General features: G+C 39.6%; 14 protein-coding genes and 1 tRNA gene. 8 read left to right on the top strand and 7 right to left on the bottom strand.

Translation table 11 applies throughout. The features are described from left to right. Positions 1-148 precede the first annotated feature (148 nt). The 4 genes from ACSZOX_RS19120 to ACSZOX_RS19105 form a co-directional block, all read right to left on the bottom strand. Positions 149-1,975, bottom strand: coding sequence for a DEAD/DEAH box helicase (locus ACSZOX_RS19120; RefSeq protein ID WP_437921792.1), 1,827 nt, complete (start codon positions 1,973-1,975; stop codon positions 149-151). A 348-nt stretch (positions 1,976-2,323) separates the two neighbouring features. Beyond that, complete coding sequence (locus ACSZOX_RS19115; protein ID WP_437921791.1) at positions 2,324-3,667, bottom strand: OmpA family protein; 1,344 nt, start codon at positions 3,665-3,667, stop codon at positions 2,324-2,326. Positions 3,668-3,870: 203 nt separating this feature from the next. Next, the gene (locus tag ACSZOX_RS19110) at positions 3,871-4,737 is read right to left on the bottom strand and encodes a universal stress protein (RefSeq protein ID WP_437921790.1); all 867 of its coding nucleotides are present in this window, start codon (positions 4,735-4,737) and stop codon (positions 3,871-3,873) included. A gap of 11 nt (positions 4,738-4,748) precedes the next feature. Next, positions 4,749-5,600 (bottom strand): universal stress protein, encoded by an 852-nt coding sequence (locus ACSZOX_RS19105; RefSeq protein WP_437921789.1) that lies wholly within the window; start codon positions 5,598-5,600, stop codon positions 4,749-4,751. Positions 5,601-5,758: 158 nt separating this feature from the next. Here ACSZOX_RS19105 and alaS point away from each other — a divergent pair, with 158 nt between their 5' ends. The 3 genes from alaS (at position 5,759) to ACSZOX_RS19090 (ending at position 10,264) form a co-directional block, all read left to right on the top strand. Continuing rightward, entirely contained in the window at positions 5,759-8,371 is a 2,613-nt protein-coding gene (gene alaS / locus ACSZOX_RS19100; protein WP_437921788.1) for an alanine--tRNA ligase, read from the top strand. Between the two features lie 7 nt (positions 8,372-8,378). Continuing rightward, complete coding sequence (locus ACSZOX_RS19095; RefSeq protein ID WP_437921787.1) at positions 8,379-9,479, top strand: redoxin domain-containing protein; 1,101 nt, start codon at positions 8,379-8,381, stop codon at positions 9,477-9,479. A gap of 95 nt (positions 9,480-9,574) precedes the next feature. Continuing rightward, positions 9,575-10,264 carry a response regulator transcription factor gene (locus ACSZOX_RS19090; protein ID WP_437921786.1) on the top strand — a complete coding sequence of 230 codons (690 nt, stop codon included), beginning with the start codon at positions 9,575-9,577 and terminating at the stop codon, positions 10,262-10,264. A gap of 146 nt (positions 10,265-10,410) precedes the next feature. On the opposite strand, the gene ACSZOX_RS19085 is transcribed toward ACSZOX_RS19090, so the two are convergent. Beyond that, a tRNA-Leu gene (locus tag ACSZOX_RS19085) sits at positions 10,411-10,492 on the bottom strand. A 250-nt stretch (positions 10,493-10,742) separates the two neighbouring features. Between ACSZOX_RS19085 and ACSZOX_RS19080 the strand changes: the two genes are divergently transcribed. Further along, a complete protein-coding gene (locus tag ACSZOX_RS19080) occupies positions 10,743-11,198 on the top strand; it encodes a hypothetical protein (protein ID WP_437921785.1) in 456 nt (151 codons plus the stop codon). Between the two features lie 65 nt (positions 11,199-11,263). Here ACSZOX_RS19080 and ACSZOX_RS19075 read toward each other — a convergent pair whose 3' ends face one another. Then, positions 11,264-11,851 carry an NUDIX hydrolase gene (locus ACSZOX_RS19075; protein ID WP_437921784.1) on the bottom strand — a complete coding sequence of 196 codons (588 nt, stop codon included), beginning with the start codon at positions 11,849-11,851 and terminating at the stop codon, positions 11,264-11,266. Positions 11,852-11,873: 22 nt separating this feature from the next. Here ACSZOX_RS19075 and pyrE point away from each other — a divergent pair, with 22 nt between their 5' ends. The 4 genes from pyrE (at position 11,874) to trxB (ending at position 15,191) form a co-directional block, all read left to right on the top strand. After that, complete coding sequence (pyrE, locus tag ACSZOX_RS19070; protein WP_437921783.1) at positions 11,874-12,518, top strand: orotate phosphoribosyltransferase; 645 nt, start codon at positions 11,874-11,876, stop codon at positions 12,516-12,518. 17 nt (positions 12,519-12,535) lie between these two features. Next, complete coding sequence (locus ACSZOX_RS19065; protein WP_437921782.1) at positions 12,536-12,934, top strand: SRPBCC family protein; 399 nt, start codon at positions 12,536-12,538, stop codon at positions 12,932-12,934. Between the two features lie 330 nt (positions 12,935-13,264). Next, positions 13,265-14,215, top strand: coding sequence for an exonuclease domain-containing protein (locus ACSZOX_RS19060; RefSeq protein WP_437921781.1), 951 nt, complete (start codon positions 13,265-13,267; stop codon positions 14,213-14,215). Positions 14,216-14,228: 13 nt separating this feature from the next. Beyond that, complete coding sequence (gene trxB, locus ACSZOX_RS19055; protein WP_437921780.1) at positions 14,229-15,191, top strand: thioredoxin-disulfide reductase; 963 nt, start codon at positions 14,229-14,231, stop codon at positions 15,189-15,191. A 97-nt stretch (positions 15,192-15,288) separates the two neighbouring features. Here trxB and ACSZOX_RS19050 read toward each other — a convergent pair whose 3' ends face one another. Then, positions 15,289-16,077, bottom strand: coding sequence for a Cof-type HAD-IIB family hydrolase (locus ACSZOX_RS19050; RefSeq protein ID WP_437921779.1), 789 nt, complete (start codon positions 16,075-16,077; stop codon positions 15,289-15,291). Positions 16,078-16,095: the final 18 nt, after the last annotated feature.

Below are 16,095 nucleotides of genomic sequence, written 5' to 3'. Positions count from 1 at the left end.
GCCATAAATAAACGGCATTACCCACGAATTGTTTACCTTTTATTTGTAAAGGTAATAAGCAACACGAAGTTTGCCAAGGATGATAATGCAACAAGAAAAAGCCAGAAATTCGAAGAAAATCTGGCTTTTTTATTAAAAAAATGAGTGATTAATAACGTGATCTAGAAGATTGTTTTTTTCCAGAAAAATCTCTAAAACCAGATCCAGATTCTTTTCTGTCTCCTCTAGAGCTGCTTCTTCTGTCTCCATTGCTACGAGAAGAACGCTCACCACCGCGTGATCTTTCGCCTCCACGATTTCTATCTCCTCCACGAGAGCGACCTCCACGGCCTTCGGAACGACCTCCACCATCTCCAGATACTTCTATACGTACCTGACGACCATTGAAGTCAACACCTTTAAAGCCTTCGAAAACTTTGTTTACTTCTGCATCCTCAACTTCGAAGAAAGTGAATACTCCTTTCAGGTCGATTTTTCCAATAGATTTTCCTGAAATCTTTGCATTATTACAGATGAAACCAAGCATTTCTCCACGACTGAATTCATCAACAGAACCAAGATTCATGAATAATCTTGTAAAACCTCTAGAAGAAGATCTAGCTTGACGATCACCACGATCGCCTCTGTCTTCTCTTCTGCTATCACGTGCATCGATATTTAAATCAGGTGCATCTTGATAATATTCTAAGAATCTGTTAAATTCTAAAGAGGCAAAACGTTTGATGATATCTTCTTTAGAAAGATCCTGCATGCTTTCCATAATTTTTGGAATGAAAGGCGCAATTTGATCCTCGTTGATATCGACATTGTGCACTTTATCAATCATTTTGAAAAGCTGTTTTTCGCAAACTTCAGCACCTTGTGGAACTTCTTTTTTCTCGAAAGGCTTACCAATGATTTTTTCGATGTGACGGATCTTGCTAAGCTCTTTCACATTCACTAAGGAAAGTGAAATACCTGTTTTACCCGCACGTGCTGTACGCCCTGAACGGTGTGTATAGTTTTCTACTTCATCAGGTAATGAGAAGTTGATAACGTGGGTGACATCATTGACATCGATACCGCGTGCAGCAACATCGGTAGCAATAAGCAATTGAAGGCTACGCTCGCGGTAGCGTTTCATCACTTTATCACGTTGTTGTTGCGACAGGTCTCCATGTAAAGAATCGGCATTATAGCCGTCCTTAACCAAAGCTTCTGCAATTTCTTGCGTTTCAATTTTTGTACGACAGAATACGATACCGAAAATTTCCGGATAGAAGTCTACAATACGTTTGAACGCCGCATATTTATCTTTAGCCTTAATTAAATAGTAGTGGTGTTCAATGTTTGCATTACCTGTGTTTTTCGTTCCAACAGTAAGCTCAAAAGGGTTGTTCATATAGTTTTGTGCTATACGACGTACCTCTTTAGGCATAGTAGCCGAGAATAACCAAGTTTTTTTTGTGTCAGGAGTTTCCGAAAGGATATTGTTGATATCTTCTTGGAATCCCATGTTTAACATCTCATCAGCTTCATCCAACACGACATATTTCACGTCGGAGAAATCGATGGCATTTCTGCCTATGATGTCTAACATACGGCCGGGAGTAGCAACAACAATCTGTACTCCACGACGGATTTGGCGCAATTGATCAGAAATATTTGCACCTCCATACACTGCAACAACATGTACGTTGTCAATGTACTTCGCAAATTTTTCTAAGTCTTTTGCAATTTGTAAACACAACTCACGTGTAGGGCATAATACTAACGCTTGTGGGTGTTTCTGAGAGAAGTCAATCAGTTCTAATAATGGAAGACCAAATGCCGCGGTCTTTCCTGTGCCGGTTTGGGCTAATCCGACAAAATCGTCGTTACCAGTCAGTAATACAGGAATGGCTTTTTCCTGGATGGGAGATGGTTTTTCAAAACCAATCTCAGCGATGGCATTAACAACTTCATGACGGATTCCCAAGTCTAAAAATGGGTTCATGAAATAAAATATACAATAGGCTCTATTGCCTAAGGCGGTGCAAAGATAAGAAAAAAAAGTTATTATTAAAAAATATTAACAGGTTAATTATGAACTATTTGTTTTTTACACAGGGATGATTTTTCTAAAGCTCTCGAAAGTTGGGGTTTGGTTCTTTAGATTTTGACCTACTCGAGGACGCTGACCATAAATCTGAGATGTGTAGTAGGGGGAGTTGTTCTTCTGAATTCTGGCAAGCAATTTTTTTGCGAAAGCAAAGGTGCTTAACAAACCTTGGCTACGTACTAATATAAGCTAGCACCAAGCTAAAAATCTGTTAAGCACCTTTCCGTGCAATTTGGACAGCTGTTAATACAACGTAAATTCTACACGACGATTTTGCTGACGACCTTCGGCAGTTGCATTTGTCGCTATGGGTTGAGTCGGTCCATAACCTGTCGCTTCAATACGTGATGCATTTGCTCCTTTAGAAACCAAATATGCTTTCACGGATTCTGCGCGCTCTTTGGATAAACGCATATTCACTTGCATCGATCCCGTATTATCTGTGTGACCAGCCAGTTTTAAACTGAAATTTTTCTCAATCAATAAGGAAGCTACACGATTTAATGAGGGATAAGAAGATGAGCGTATTGTTGATTTAGCTAAATCGAACTCTAAGTTTTTGATAGCTTCGTCGACAACCTTTCTGTCTTCTTCGGTTACTACGATTTTTTCGATAACCTTTGTTTCATTTTTTAATTCTGGTAGGGGACATCCGGAACCATCAACTTTCACGCCTGATGGTGTGCCAGGACACTTGTCATAACGATTTGCTACACCGTCGCCGTCATCGTCATTCAGGTCATTGTTTAATGCTTCAACCTGCGTCTTCAATGCTTCATTCGCAGATGCTAAACGATCTCTATCTGCCTTTAGTTCGTCGTATTTTGCGGTGTAGTCGTTGACTAGTGTAGCGACTGGGTTAGAATTGTTGAGCGCAGCTTTCGAACTACTGCCCAGCGCAACTTCGATGCCTGCATGTGCATAGGAGAACAGGTCGTTTTTGTATTGGCCTCCTGTTTTTCCGTCAAAATCTTGGTTTGCCCAATTAAGCTGGTAACCTAAGTCTAGGTTGATACCTTTGGAAACTGCAAATTTTAGTCCTAAGTCTACAGGAACATAAAGTTTTGTTTGTTTCTCTGCAGTGCTTTGGCTACCGTCTATTGTGCTGCTTGTTTCGAAATTCATAGCTCCTAAACCCACGGCTGCATAAGGCTTGATCACACTGTTGAAAAAACGCCAATTACTATTGGCCATCGTCCACTCGCCGGATAAAGCACCAGACCAAGGGATGTTTGTTTCAAAAGAAGCTACTTCTCCGCTTAACGCATCTTCATTTGTTCCAGCTACCTTGCCTCCTAAATATTGAGCTTTGATGCCGAAAGAAGGAGAGATTTGTTTTTTGATGTAAGCACTATAGCCTACATTGTGTTCCAGTTTGTCGAACCCATCTCGGTTAAAACCAAAAATATTTCCTTGATTTAAGAGACCAGCATTTATACCTATAGACCAAGTACGATACTGCGACGTCGCTCCTAAAGGTGTTGTGCCCTCGATCGTGGAGTAGTTTTGAGCGTGTACAAATGATGTGCCTGCGAGAATTCCTGCCGCACCTAAAAGGAATAGTTTTTTTAAGTCAAAATTTACCATATCAAATTATTTTTTTTTTAGACAATTGAACAAAGGCAATTGTTTTGCCAAAAAAATAATTTTCTAGTACAAAAGCGAAAAAAATCTTATGCTTGTCGACGGAATACTACAATAATTGGGAGAGAGGACAATAAAGGGAGAAGGCAACTGCCGCTGTATTTTTTTTGTATTTCATAGAGCGACAGTTGTTTAAGTGTTGTATTTTATCCTGCTGAATGCACGCGGGCAAATAAAGTGGGGATAGTTAAATTAAACGCCATTTTTCGGACGATATTTTCGTCGATGAGTTTTCTGAAGATACTCTTTCTGCTTTTCGTGACTAATAAAATGTTGATGCGTTCATCGGCTAGTACGTTATTGACCGCATGTGAGATGTTCTCAAGCGCCCTGTTGTACAGCGCCTGTGACTTTACAGTGTAGGAAATATCCTCTATGCCGGTCCGGTGAATGATTTCGTTAATCCATGATTTGAAACGTTCATCTATCAGTTTGATGTCTTTATCTTCTTTGTTGACGTGAATTAATATCAATTCGAAGTCGTTACCTAATAAGTTAATAGCTTGTTGTAGTGCTTCTATTTCTGCTTCTTTGAAATTACATAGGAGGCCGATACGCTCTTTTTTAAAGGTGTTGGCATCCTTCGGAATACCTAGTACAGGGGTTTTCGTGTTAAGAATGACGTCATAGGTGTTACTGCCTAAAAAAATGGATTCGAGACCAGAGGATCCTTTTGTGCCCATGATGATAGCATCATAAGTGAAGACTGCTGTAACTTTACTGATCTCTTCATAGAGATTGCCTTCTTTGAAAATTTCATGACAGGTAATTGAAGGGTGTTTGAGATGAATAATTTCTATCAATTTCTTCATTTCATTTTTTGAAATTTCAACTTGTGGGTCGATCAAGTCAGGATTGACTTGTCTATTGACATATAAGTTGGAGTGGCTGGTGAAAACATGTACAAGATCTAACTCTTGACCACCCTTGTTTTCTAAGATAATCTGGCAGGCGTACTCGACAGCAATTTGTGAGTATTCTGAGAAATCGACAGGGATTAATATTTTTTTCATAACCAATAAAATTAAATTGTTTTTCCGAAAAAAGCGGGTTTTTGAAGTTCTAAAGCCATTGCTTTTGAAACTGAGGATGTGAATAATCGCTCGAAAAAGGTCTTCCTACTCTTTGAAATGAGGATCAGATCGATCTCCTCTTCACGAATAAGCTGACTAACAACCTCAGGTACAGAATCCAGCTCTTTATCGTCCTTCACGATAGGAGCTATAAGTTGATCAATATGACGGATAGCTGGGAATTCCCGGATATTAAAAGTCCAGGAGTCTAGGCGTTCACGAACGGAAGTTTCTTTTTCCTCTTCTTTGTAAACATGAATAAGGCTTAAATCGACTGTTTCCTTGAAAATGTGTACAAATTCATGTAGCGTTACCAATTCTTCTTGTTTAAAATTAGTAAGTAGCGCGACTTTTGTAATTTCTGTATGGAGAGGTTTGTTTGGAATGGCTAAAACAGGAATCGGAGATTTTGCGATGATAAGCGCTGTATTACTCCCCCAAAAAATGTTTTTGTCCGCACTTGCGCCAGTTGTTCCCATAACAATGGCAATGTAATTTTCGTTTTTAGCTTCCTTTGGTAAGACCTCTTCAAGAAGCCCACGTTCATTTTGATAGGATATCAGCAGATCTGGGTATAGGCTCTTGAGCCGATCGATCCATTCTTTGATTGTGATATCCGCTTTGAGTATATCTGCATCTTGTGTTTCTTTTGTCAGTTCTTTCTCGTCAAAACTCGAGGATGAGGCGGTGTAGCAATGAACAATATGTAGACTGTATTTGTGCTTTTTACATAGTTCAGCAGCATATTGGGCAGCTAAAAACGCATTGTCTGAAAAGTCAGTCGGTACTAAAAGTTTCTTCATAAAAATACGTGGATTACTGTATAAATGTACAAATAATATATCAGAGTAAAATTTGATTTGATGAACAATTTAGTCAGTCTCCTTATCTTCTGTTGATTCCACTTTGTTAGAGCAAGCAATTTTGAGTAAGTTTGCACTTCAAAATAGCATATTATTCCATGACGAGTAAAGAGATACGCGAAGCTTTCTTAAGTTTTTTCAAAAGTAAATCCCATCAAATTGTTCCTTCGGCTCCAGTTGTCGTAAAAAATGATCCTACGCTGATGTTTACGAATGCCGGAATGAACCAGTTCAAAGAGTTTTTCTTGGGCGAAGCACAGTCAAAATTTTCGCGTATAGCGGACACGCAGCGTTGCTTACGAGTGTCGGGGAAACATAACGATTTGGAAGAAGTTGGTATAGATACTTATCACCACACGTTGTTCGAAATGTTGGGGAATTGGTCGTTTGGAGATTATTTTAAAAAAGAAGCTATTTCTTGGGCATGGGAACTTCTTACCGAGGTCTACAAGTTAGACAAGGATCGCCTGTATGTCACTATTTTCGAGGGCGATGAAAAAGAAGGGCTGGCAAAAGATGAAGAGGCCGCTGGTTTTTGGAAGGCCTTGATCGCAGAGGATCGTATTTTGCTGGGGAATAAGAAAGATAATTTTTGGGAAATGGGTGAAATGGGGCCTTGTGGGCCTTGTTCGGAAATTCATTATGATATGCGTGGGGACGTTGAACGTGCTGCATTGTCGGGGCATACACTTGTGAATGCGGATCATCCTCAGGTTATTGAAATTTGGAATCTCGTATTCATGCAATTTAATCGCCTCAAGAGTGGGAAATTAGAAGCGCTACCTGCTCGACATATTGATACAGGAATGGGGTTTGAAAGGCTGGTTAGAGCGATTCAAGGAAAAACATCGAATTACGATACGGACGTTTTCCAGCCAACTATTCGGTTTATTGCTGAGCGATCGGGAATTGCCTATGGTGCGGATGAGAAAACGGATATAGCTATGCGTGTTCTTTCTGATCATATACGTGCGGTAAGCTTTGCTATCGCCGACGGACAATTACCTTCTAATAATAAGGCTGGTTATGTCATCCGTCGTATTCTGCGCAGAGCTGTGCGATATGCTTATACATTTTTAGGGTTTAAATCGCCATTTATTAATGAGCTTGTGCCGCTACTAGCTCAACAATTCGAAGGGGTGTTTGATGAGTTGATTCAACAACAGAGCTTCGTACAAAAAGTAGTCTTAGAGGAAGAGGTTTCGTTTTTAAGAACCCTCACTACAGGTATACAACGATTTGAAAATTATGCTTCGGAGCATCGTAACATCGCAGGTGATTTTGCTTTTGAATTGTTTGATACTTATGGTTTTCCAATCGATTTGACAGAACTGCTTTCGCGGGAAAAGGGACTGCAGGTAGATATGTTAGGTTTTCAACAGGCATTGCAAGAACAAAAGGAACGTTCTAGAGCGGCGACAACAATTGATACAGGAGATTGGGTATTGGTTCAGGACGAGGACGAGTCGGTCTTTGTGGGATATGATTACCTGGAGGCCAATACGCAAATCGTCAAGTATAGGAAAGTGACGGCAAAAGGAAAAGAACAGTTTCAATTGGTGCTTTCTGTTACACCATTTTATGCCGAAGGTGGTGGTCAGATCGGCGATTCGGGACTTTTGATTTCTGAGGTTGGAGAGCGGGTTTCCATTACGACAACAAAGAAAGAGAATGGATTGACTGTGCATTTTGTGGATCAACTTCCGCCGGTTTTAGTAGGAGATTTCAAAGCAATAGTAGATAAGCAGAAAAGGATAGATACGGAAAATAACCATTCGGCTACACATTTATTGCATGCAGCGTTAAAACAAGTACTAGGAGAGCATGTCAATCAAAAGGGATCTTTAGTTAATGCAGACATTTTACGTTTTGACGTTTCTCATTTTGCTAAGATTTCCTACGAAGAACTTAAGCAAGTAGAGGACATTGTTAATGCAAAGATCAGAGAAAATATTCTTTTAAAAGAAGAACGCATGGTTCCTTTTCAACAGGCTATTGATTCTGGGGTGACGGCTCTTTTCGGAGAGAAATATGGAGACTATGTACGTGTGATCACATTCGATGATAGTTTTTCGAAAGAGTTGTGCGGGGGAACGCACGTGAAAGCTACTGGGCAAATCGGTTTCTTTAAGATTACATCTGAATCTGCAGTGGCAGCGGGAGTCCGTCGTATAGAAGCTATTACTGGTACACAGGCCTACGCTGTGATTCGCGAGCAATTTGAGCTGGTGAATAAAATGAAAGAATTGCTGAGTAGTCCGAAGGACTTTGTCTCTTCCTTAGCAAAATTGATTGAAGAAAATAGTGAGCTTAAAAAAGAAATAGAACAAAATATTCGCGAGAAGTCATTGGCATTGATCAATGATCTTTCTTCTAAGTTTGAAACCATCAATGGTGTTAACTTTCTTGCTGTACAGGTTGATTTGCCTAGCGGGGATGCGGTTAAAACCTTGGCTTATGCATTGAAGGGGGCTATGGAAGATGTCTTCCTTGTATTAGGAGCAGACTTTGAAGGAAAGCCAAGCTTAACAGTGGCTATTTCAGATAGCTTGGCAAAAGAACGTGGATACAATGCTGGGGCTATAGTGAAAGACCTTGCAAAAGATATTCAAGGTGGAGGTGGTGGGCAGCCATTTTTTGCAACTGCTGGTGGTAAGCTAAGTGTAGGCTTAGGGAAGGCGATTGCCCGCGCAAAAGATTTTGTAATTTAAAAGGTATATGATGGTAAGAGTTTTAGGTGGATTATTGTGCGTCTTAGCACTATTTTTAGGTGGGTGCTCCAATTCCGATGGTATTCATGTTTCTGGTCGTATCGATAATCCAGGTAATATCAAGGTGATTTCCTTTTATGAAGGAGATCGTAAGTTAGATTCTATTTATCTTGGGGATGGAAACACTTTTAAATTTGAACGGGAAGCAACGCAACCGAGACTCTTATCTATTGCTGTAGGTAATAATAAATACCCAGTTATTTTAAGTCCTGGCGAGCCTTTGACTTTTACAGCTGATATGTTTAGTCCGGACGATTATAAGGTGGAGGGGTCTCCGCTCACAGAAGCACTTCGCGATTTTGCTCCTTTTAAGCGTCGTAAAGAGTTTGTTCAGGATTCTCTACAAAGTTCTTTTGCAAAAGCGACGGCTGATAAATCCGCAGAGGAAATTGAAAGTCTCCGTTTTGACTATCTGACAACATTTAAGGAAAAATTAGCCTTGTATACGAAACAGGCGGTTGCATTTTCGAAAGACCATCCCGATCTAGCAGGATTTTATGCGATAAGCACGCTGGATCCTGAGGTGGCTGAGAATGAAATTCTAGCTTATGCGGACGAAATAAAAGATCAGTTTGTAGATAATCGCTATGTTTCGCAATTTAAGGAAGAGGCCGGTAAGCTTAAGCGATTGGCTGTAGGGCAACCTGCTCCGGAGATTACATCCTTTACGCCTAATAATAAAAAGATAAATTTGTCTGATTTTAAAGGGAAATATACGCTTATTGATTTTTGGGCTTCTTGGTGCGGGCCTTGTCGGCAGGAAAATCCCAATATTGTCAAACAATATCAAGCTTTTAAAGATAAAGGGTTTACAGTTCTTGGAGTTTCCTTAGATAATAATCCAGGGAGTTGGATGCGGGCAATAGAAGATGATAAATTGGACTGGACACAGGTGTCAGATTTGCAAGCCTGGAATTCTCCTCTCGTCGTGGACTACAAGATAAAAGCCATTCCCACATCTTATTTGATTGGCCCTGATGGAGTGATATTGGCTAAGAATTTACGTGGTAAAGAATTGGAGGACTTTCTCCAAAAAACATTAAATTAAAATTTATGTTTAACTAGTGTTAAGTATTAATAATTTGATAACATTGCTTTAACTTTATTTTACCATTAAGTACATAATTTAGCAAAAAAACAAAAATGAGCGCCAATCAGAAAATACTAGTGGTAGATGACGAGCATGATATCGTTGATTTGATATCGTATAACTTGACAAAAGAAGGTTATCAGGTTTATCAGGCACATAATGGCAAAGAGGGAATTGAAGTAGCGAAGCAAGTTAATCCTGATTTAATTATTCTGGATGTCATGATGCCGGAAATGGATGGTATAGAAGCTTGTCGCTTGATGCGCTCTATGCCGGAGTTTAAGCATACGTTTATGGTATTCCTAACTGCGCGGAGTGAAGAATACTCTGAAATAGCAGGGTTTAATGTAGGGGCTGATGATTACATAGCAAAGCCTATTAAACCACGCGCTTTGATGAGCCGTATTAATGCTATTCTTCGTAGAAACACTGCTGAAGCAGAGATTAGTACGGGGGATAAGCTTGAGATCATGGACTTGGTTATCGATAGAGACTCGTTTCTGGTGTACCGCGATTCGGATAAGATTACCTTAGCCAAAAAGGAATTTGAATTACTTTATCTTTTAGCTTCGAAACCAAATAAGGTTTTTACAAGAGAGCAAATCTTGAAAGCAATTTGGGAAGATTCTGTCGTGGTGACGAATCGTACGATCGATGTTCATATACGAAAGCTGCGCGAGAAAATAGGTGAAAACTATGTGTCTACTGTAAAGGGAGTGGGCTATAAATTTGAATTGAACTAAGATTTTATTTATATAATTTTGAAAGCTGTCTTTATTAATAATAAAGACAGCTTTTTTATTTTGAAAACACCTAGTTCTGGAATATTTGCTACGTTGCAGAAAATAATCAAGCATAAAAAAAGCGAGTTTATTTAAACTCGCTTTTGTACCCAGCGCCGGAGTCGAACCGGCACATCCGAAGATATTGGTGTTTGAGACCAACGCGTCTACCAATTCCGCCAGCTGGGCTTGCTGTATCCTTGTTTGACGATGCAAATATAGAAGTTGTTTTATGTATTCCAAAATATATTTTGCTTGTTTTTGTGAACTGGTTGATTTTTAACTTATTTATTTTTTTTACTATGTGTTTTTTCTATTTGCAGACCGTTTTCAGGTACTTAACACTATTTAACGTGCCTGCCATTAAACGTTGTCCCGTATTGATACTCTATTAGAGAAAGAAACAAGAAACAGATTTTTAAATTAAAATAACGACAACATGAAAAAGATTTTATCATTAGCGCTACTATTAACAGGTATCAGTTTGACAACATTTGCGCAGACCGCAAAACATGAAGAACAATCTGAAAGAAAAGAACGTAGACACGTGCGTACTGAACGTCATATGGAGAAGCGTACGCCAGAAGAAGTGGCAAAGAATAAAACAGAACGTTTGGATAAGGAGTTAAAATTCACAGAAGTACAACGTAAACAGGTTTATGCGATTCAGTTAAAACAGGCTAAACGCGAAGCCGCTCATTATGCAGAAATGAAAAAAATGGAAGGTAAGATGCATAAAGAGATGCAAGGTTCTCGACAAGATATCGATAAAGTCTTAACCGCGGAACAAAAAGAAGTGATGAAAGCAAAATTTGCGCAGCGAAAAGATGGGGTAAAGGGAAAGAATAAACCTGAAATGCGCAAACCTTCGATGCGAGAGAACACAAGAGGTTAAAGTTTAATGATGATGTAGTGGATGTATGTTTTAGATGGGGATGAAAGGGGCTAAAGCCCCTTTCATTATTTCAGTTGTTTTACAATCTGGGAAATCATTGGATAGGTGTTTTCTTTTACGATACCAAGCTCTTCGGATGAAAGCCAACGCGCGTCAGTAATGTCTTCCTCCTCTTGTGGAATGAGTTTCGGACATTTGTTTACCCCCATCTCGTACCAGTTTGTCTGCTTTAATACAAATTTGCCGCGCATTACGTAAGTATGGTAAGTGGTTTGGAATTTCTCTCCAAGATAGTTTACACGAATACCACACTCTTCTTCAACTTCACGCAATGCAGCGTCCCTCATTTTCTCATTATCTTCGACTTTTCCCTTTGGAAGATCCCATTTTCCTAATCGATGTATAAACAAGTATGCACCATCGCCATTTTTTACGATACCGCCTGCAGCTTTTATGATGGTAACTTTTTGAAGAATAGCTTTAAAAACCTTTTCTACATCAGGGTGTACATAGAGATATGTAATGTCTTTGGTTGCTTTATTTTTGGAGGCTTGGAAAAGTTTTTCGAGGTCAATGTCTTGTAAACCAATTGTTTGAACAAGTGATAGTTTTTTTGGTACAAAATCAGCTAAAATTAGCTGAGATTCGTTCATATAAATTTTATAAATTTGTGCCATGAATAATTTAAATGAGGTTGAACAAAAAATTGCTGAATCCTTATTGCAAATTAAAGCAATAAAATTGCAACCTAAAAACCCTTTTACATGGGCCTCGGGTTGGAAGTCTCCAATTTATTGTGATAATCGTATTACACTGTCACACCCAGCTATCCGAACTTACATCCGTCAAAAGCTTTCTCAGCTTATTCAAGAGGAGTTCGGTACCGTTGAGATGATCTCTGGTGTGGCTACAGCTGGTATTCCTCAAGGGGTACTTGTCGCTCAAGATTTAGGGTTGCCATTCACGTATGTTCGAAGCAGTGCAAAAGACCATGGTCGTCAAAATCTGATTGAAGGTGAAGTGGTAAGTGGACAGCGTGTTGTTGTTGTGGAAGATCTTATTTCCACAGGAAAAAGTAGCTTACAGGCTGTAGAAGCTCTACGTGCTGCAGGATGTAATGTTGTTGGACTAGTATCTATCTTCGCTTATGGATTTGATGCCGCTGTAAAGAATTTTGCCGATGCTAAATGTCCTTTCTTTAGCTTATGCAATTACGAGGCCCTGATCAAAGTTGCTGTTGGCAATAGCTATGTGCTGGAGTCAGAGGTTGCATTGCTTGAGCAGTGGAGAAGAGATCCTGCAAATTGGATAGGTGAATAAATTAAAAAACAGAGCATATGACTATTATTCAAAGTAATGTTGATATTCAGAAATCGGTTGGGGAGGTATATTCCTTTTTATCCGACCTCAACAATCATGAACAACTTATGCCAGAAAATATCTACAATTGGTCTTCTACAACGGATGAAGCCCAATTTACGATAAAAAATATGGCAAAGCTCGCTTTGAAAATCAGTCAGCGTATCGAAAATAAAGAACTCATTTGTGTGCCTGCTTCGGAGGCTCCTTTTGCGATTACTTTGCGATGGAAACTACAACAAGTGGATGAGCAAACAACAAATGCAACATTTGTTATAGAAGCGGAGCTTAATATGATGATGAAGATGATGGCTGCAGGACCATTGCAGAAACTTGTTGATCATCAGGTGGCGCGTCTAAAAGCTATTCTGGGGTAACGGATCTAGTGGCCTTGATGACATTTTAATCCAACAGGTCAATAATGATGTAATGGTTTTATTTTTTAGTAGAATACCGTGGTAAACGATAAAAAAGACACCTGAATAGTTTATTCGGGTGTCTTTTTTTGATGAATGTTAAGCAATGCAGAAAGCATTCTTGATTTCAGTTAAAAGACTAAACAGTGCCTGAAATTTTTGCTAAACGTTGTAACAGCAAATGTGTTTGTAAAAAAAATGGGAATAGTGTCATTAATTCAGAACAGCGGACTGAACAACGAAAGAGTTTTGTATTTTTGTTATTCAAGTTTATAACCAAGCTTTAGTTAGATGGAATTACAATTAAAACGTCCTCTCGCCTTTTTCGATTTGGAGACTACGGGAGTAAATATATCTGTTGATCGAATAGTTGAACTTTCGATATTGAAGGTGTCTCCAGGTGGAATAGAGGAGGTGTTGACTACGCGTATTAATCCAGGTATTCCAATCCCTGCCGAATCGTCTATGTTTCATGGTGTATATGACGAGGATGTTAAAGATTTGCCAGTTTTCAAAGATCGTGCCGCTGAAATCCGTGATTTTATTGGTGATGCGGATCTGGCGGGATACAATTCTAATAAGTTCGATGTGCCGATGCTGATGGAAGAATTTTTGCGTGCAGGAGTGGATTTTTCGTTAGAGGGTCGTTCGTTTGTCGATGTTCAGAATATATTTCATCAAATGGAACAACGAACCCTGAAAGCTGCTTACAGATTTTACTGCAATGAAAATCTAGACAATGCACACACAGCTGAGGCTGATGTTCGAGCGACCTATGAGGTTTTAAAGGCGCAGCTTGCGAAGTATGAAGGGGTTTCTTACGAAGATAAACATGGCAATGTGTCGACGCCGGTTGTTAATGATGTGGATGCTTTACATAAGTTTACAAACCTGAGTAACCCTGTGGATTTTGCTGGACGTTTGGTTTACGATGAGGATGGCGATCCCTGTATTAATTTCGGAAAACATAAAGGAAAGAAGGTTGTACAGATATTTGAAGTAGAACCTAGCTACTATGCTTGGATGCAAAATGGAGACTTTCCGCTATATACTAAAAAGGTGTTGGAAAGATTATGGAATAGTTTTCGGAACCAAAGAAAGGAACAACGCGATACAACGCAAGCCTTAGAACGAAAAGCTGAACCCCAGAAAGAAAGAGAAAACGTCGTAAAGTCGAAAGAGAAAACACAGCCCATTACCTCTGATATGCTGAAACAGCTCCAGGGGAAATTTGGAAAATAAAAATTAAGCATACATGATAAATACAGAAGAAACAGAGCACTTACAATGTGTGATTATTGGGTCGGGACCTGCGGGATACACTGCAGCTATTTATGCCGCACGTGCAGATTTGAAGCCTGTTGTTTATACAGGGATTGTACCTGGTGGTCAATTGACACAAACGACAGAAGTAGATAATTTTCCTGGTTATCCGCAGGGAATCACCGGACCAGTAATGATGGAGGATCTGAAAGCGCAAGCTGAACGATTTGGTACAGAGGTGCGTTTTGGCTACGCTACAAAGGTTGAATTCGCTAATGATGGCGGTTTACATAAAGTGCAGATCGATGGTTCAAAATGGGTTGTAGCAGAAACTGTTATTATTGCTACGGGAGCAACAGCAAAATGGTTAGGGTTACCTTCGGAAGAAAAATATAATGGTTTCGGTGTTTCTGCCTGCGCGGTTTGTGATGGCTTTTTCTTTAAAGGGCAAGATGTGGCTATTGTTGGGGCTGGAGATACAGCGGCAGAAGAAGCTACTTATTTGGCTAAATTATGCCGTAAAGTATACATGTTGGTGCGCCGGGATGAATTCAGAGCGTCAAAAGCTATGGTGCATCGTGTAAGTAACACTGCAAATATCGAGGTATTGTACAATACTGAAACAGAAGAGATATTAGGTAATGAACAAGGAGTCAATGGTATTCGTGTTGTTAACAACGAAACCAACGATAAAAGAGTTCTTGATGTTACAGGTTTTTTTGTAGCTATAGGACATAAACCTAATACCGAGTTGTTCCAAGGGATTTTAGAGATGGACGAGACTGGGTATTTAATTACCAAAGCGGATAGTACGGCAACAAATATTCCAGGTGTGTTCGCCTGTGGTGATGTTCAGGATCATATCTACCGTCAAGCGATTACTGCCGCAGGAACAGGATGTATGGCAGCGTTGGAAGCTGAACGCTACTTGGCAGCAAAGCACAGTGGAGAATAAGGAAATAAAAGATAAAAAAAGAGACGTATTATACGTCTCTTTTTTTATGTTAAAACTGCGCAGTATACACCGAGTAGGCAGTTCTCAATAATATCTTTTAGATTACTTGGAAATGCTTTAAGGCATTCCAGATACCGTTATCGTCAACATCAGAAGTAACATAATCGGCTATTTCTTTGACTTCTGGATTTGCATTCCCCATTGCAATACCAACAGCAACATGTTTGAGCATGGTAATATCATTGCCCCCATCACCGAAGGCCATTGTTTGCGAAATATCTATTCCAAAGTGTTTACAAAAAATATCTATTCCCACTTGTTTGCTTTGACCTTTAGGATTAACATCGGCAAATAATGGTGTCCAACGGGAGGCCACAGAATTAGGCATGACACGCTCCATAAAGGCTTTTTCCTCGTCGGGCCCTAGAAAGATGTTTGTTTGTAACACGCCATGAATGTCCACATGATCACGGTCGACCAAGGGAGGAACAGGTAAATTTAAATGTGCATACATTCCTGCAATTTCTGGCGTGACATCGTAGATCGTAATTTCATGTTCTGACATTAAAGAAAAGCTTAAAGGTGCCTCTCTGGTATAATCCAGAACCGCTTGTATATCGTTAGGATCTATCGCTTGTCTAAAAAGTACGTCACCGTTGATGGTCACACAGTATCCCCCATTAAAGGTGATGAAACCGTCAAAATCTAAATTTTTGATGTGGTCGATACTGTTAATGGATCGTCCGGTGGAAACAATAACTTTGATGCCCTGTTGTTGCAGTATTTTTATGGCTTCTTTTGTCGAGTCAGGAACTTGGTGGGTTTTGAAGCTGAGTAAGGTGCCATCTATGTCGAAGAAAACGGCTTTTATTGTAGGGTTGTGCATACACAAACATAGATAATT

It is taken from the genome of Sphingobacterium sp. LRF_L2 (genome assembly GCF_965644235.1).
GTDB lineage: Bacteria > Bacteroidota > Bacteroidia > Sphingobacteriales > Sphingobacteriaceae > Sphingobacterium.
Note: the sequence above shows the minus strand (reverse complement) of the source record. Positions and strands in the feature narration are given on the sequence as shown.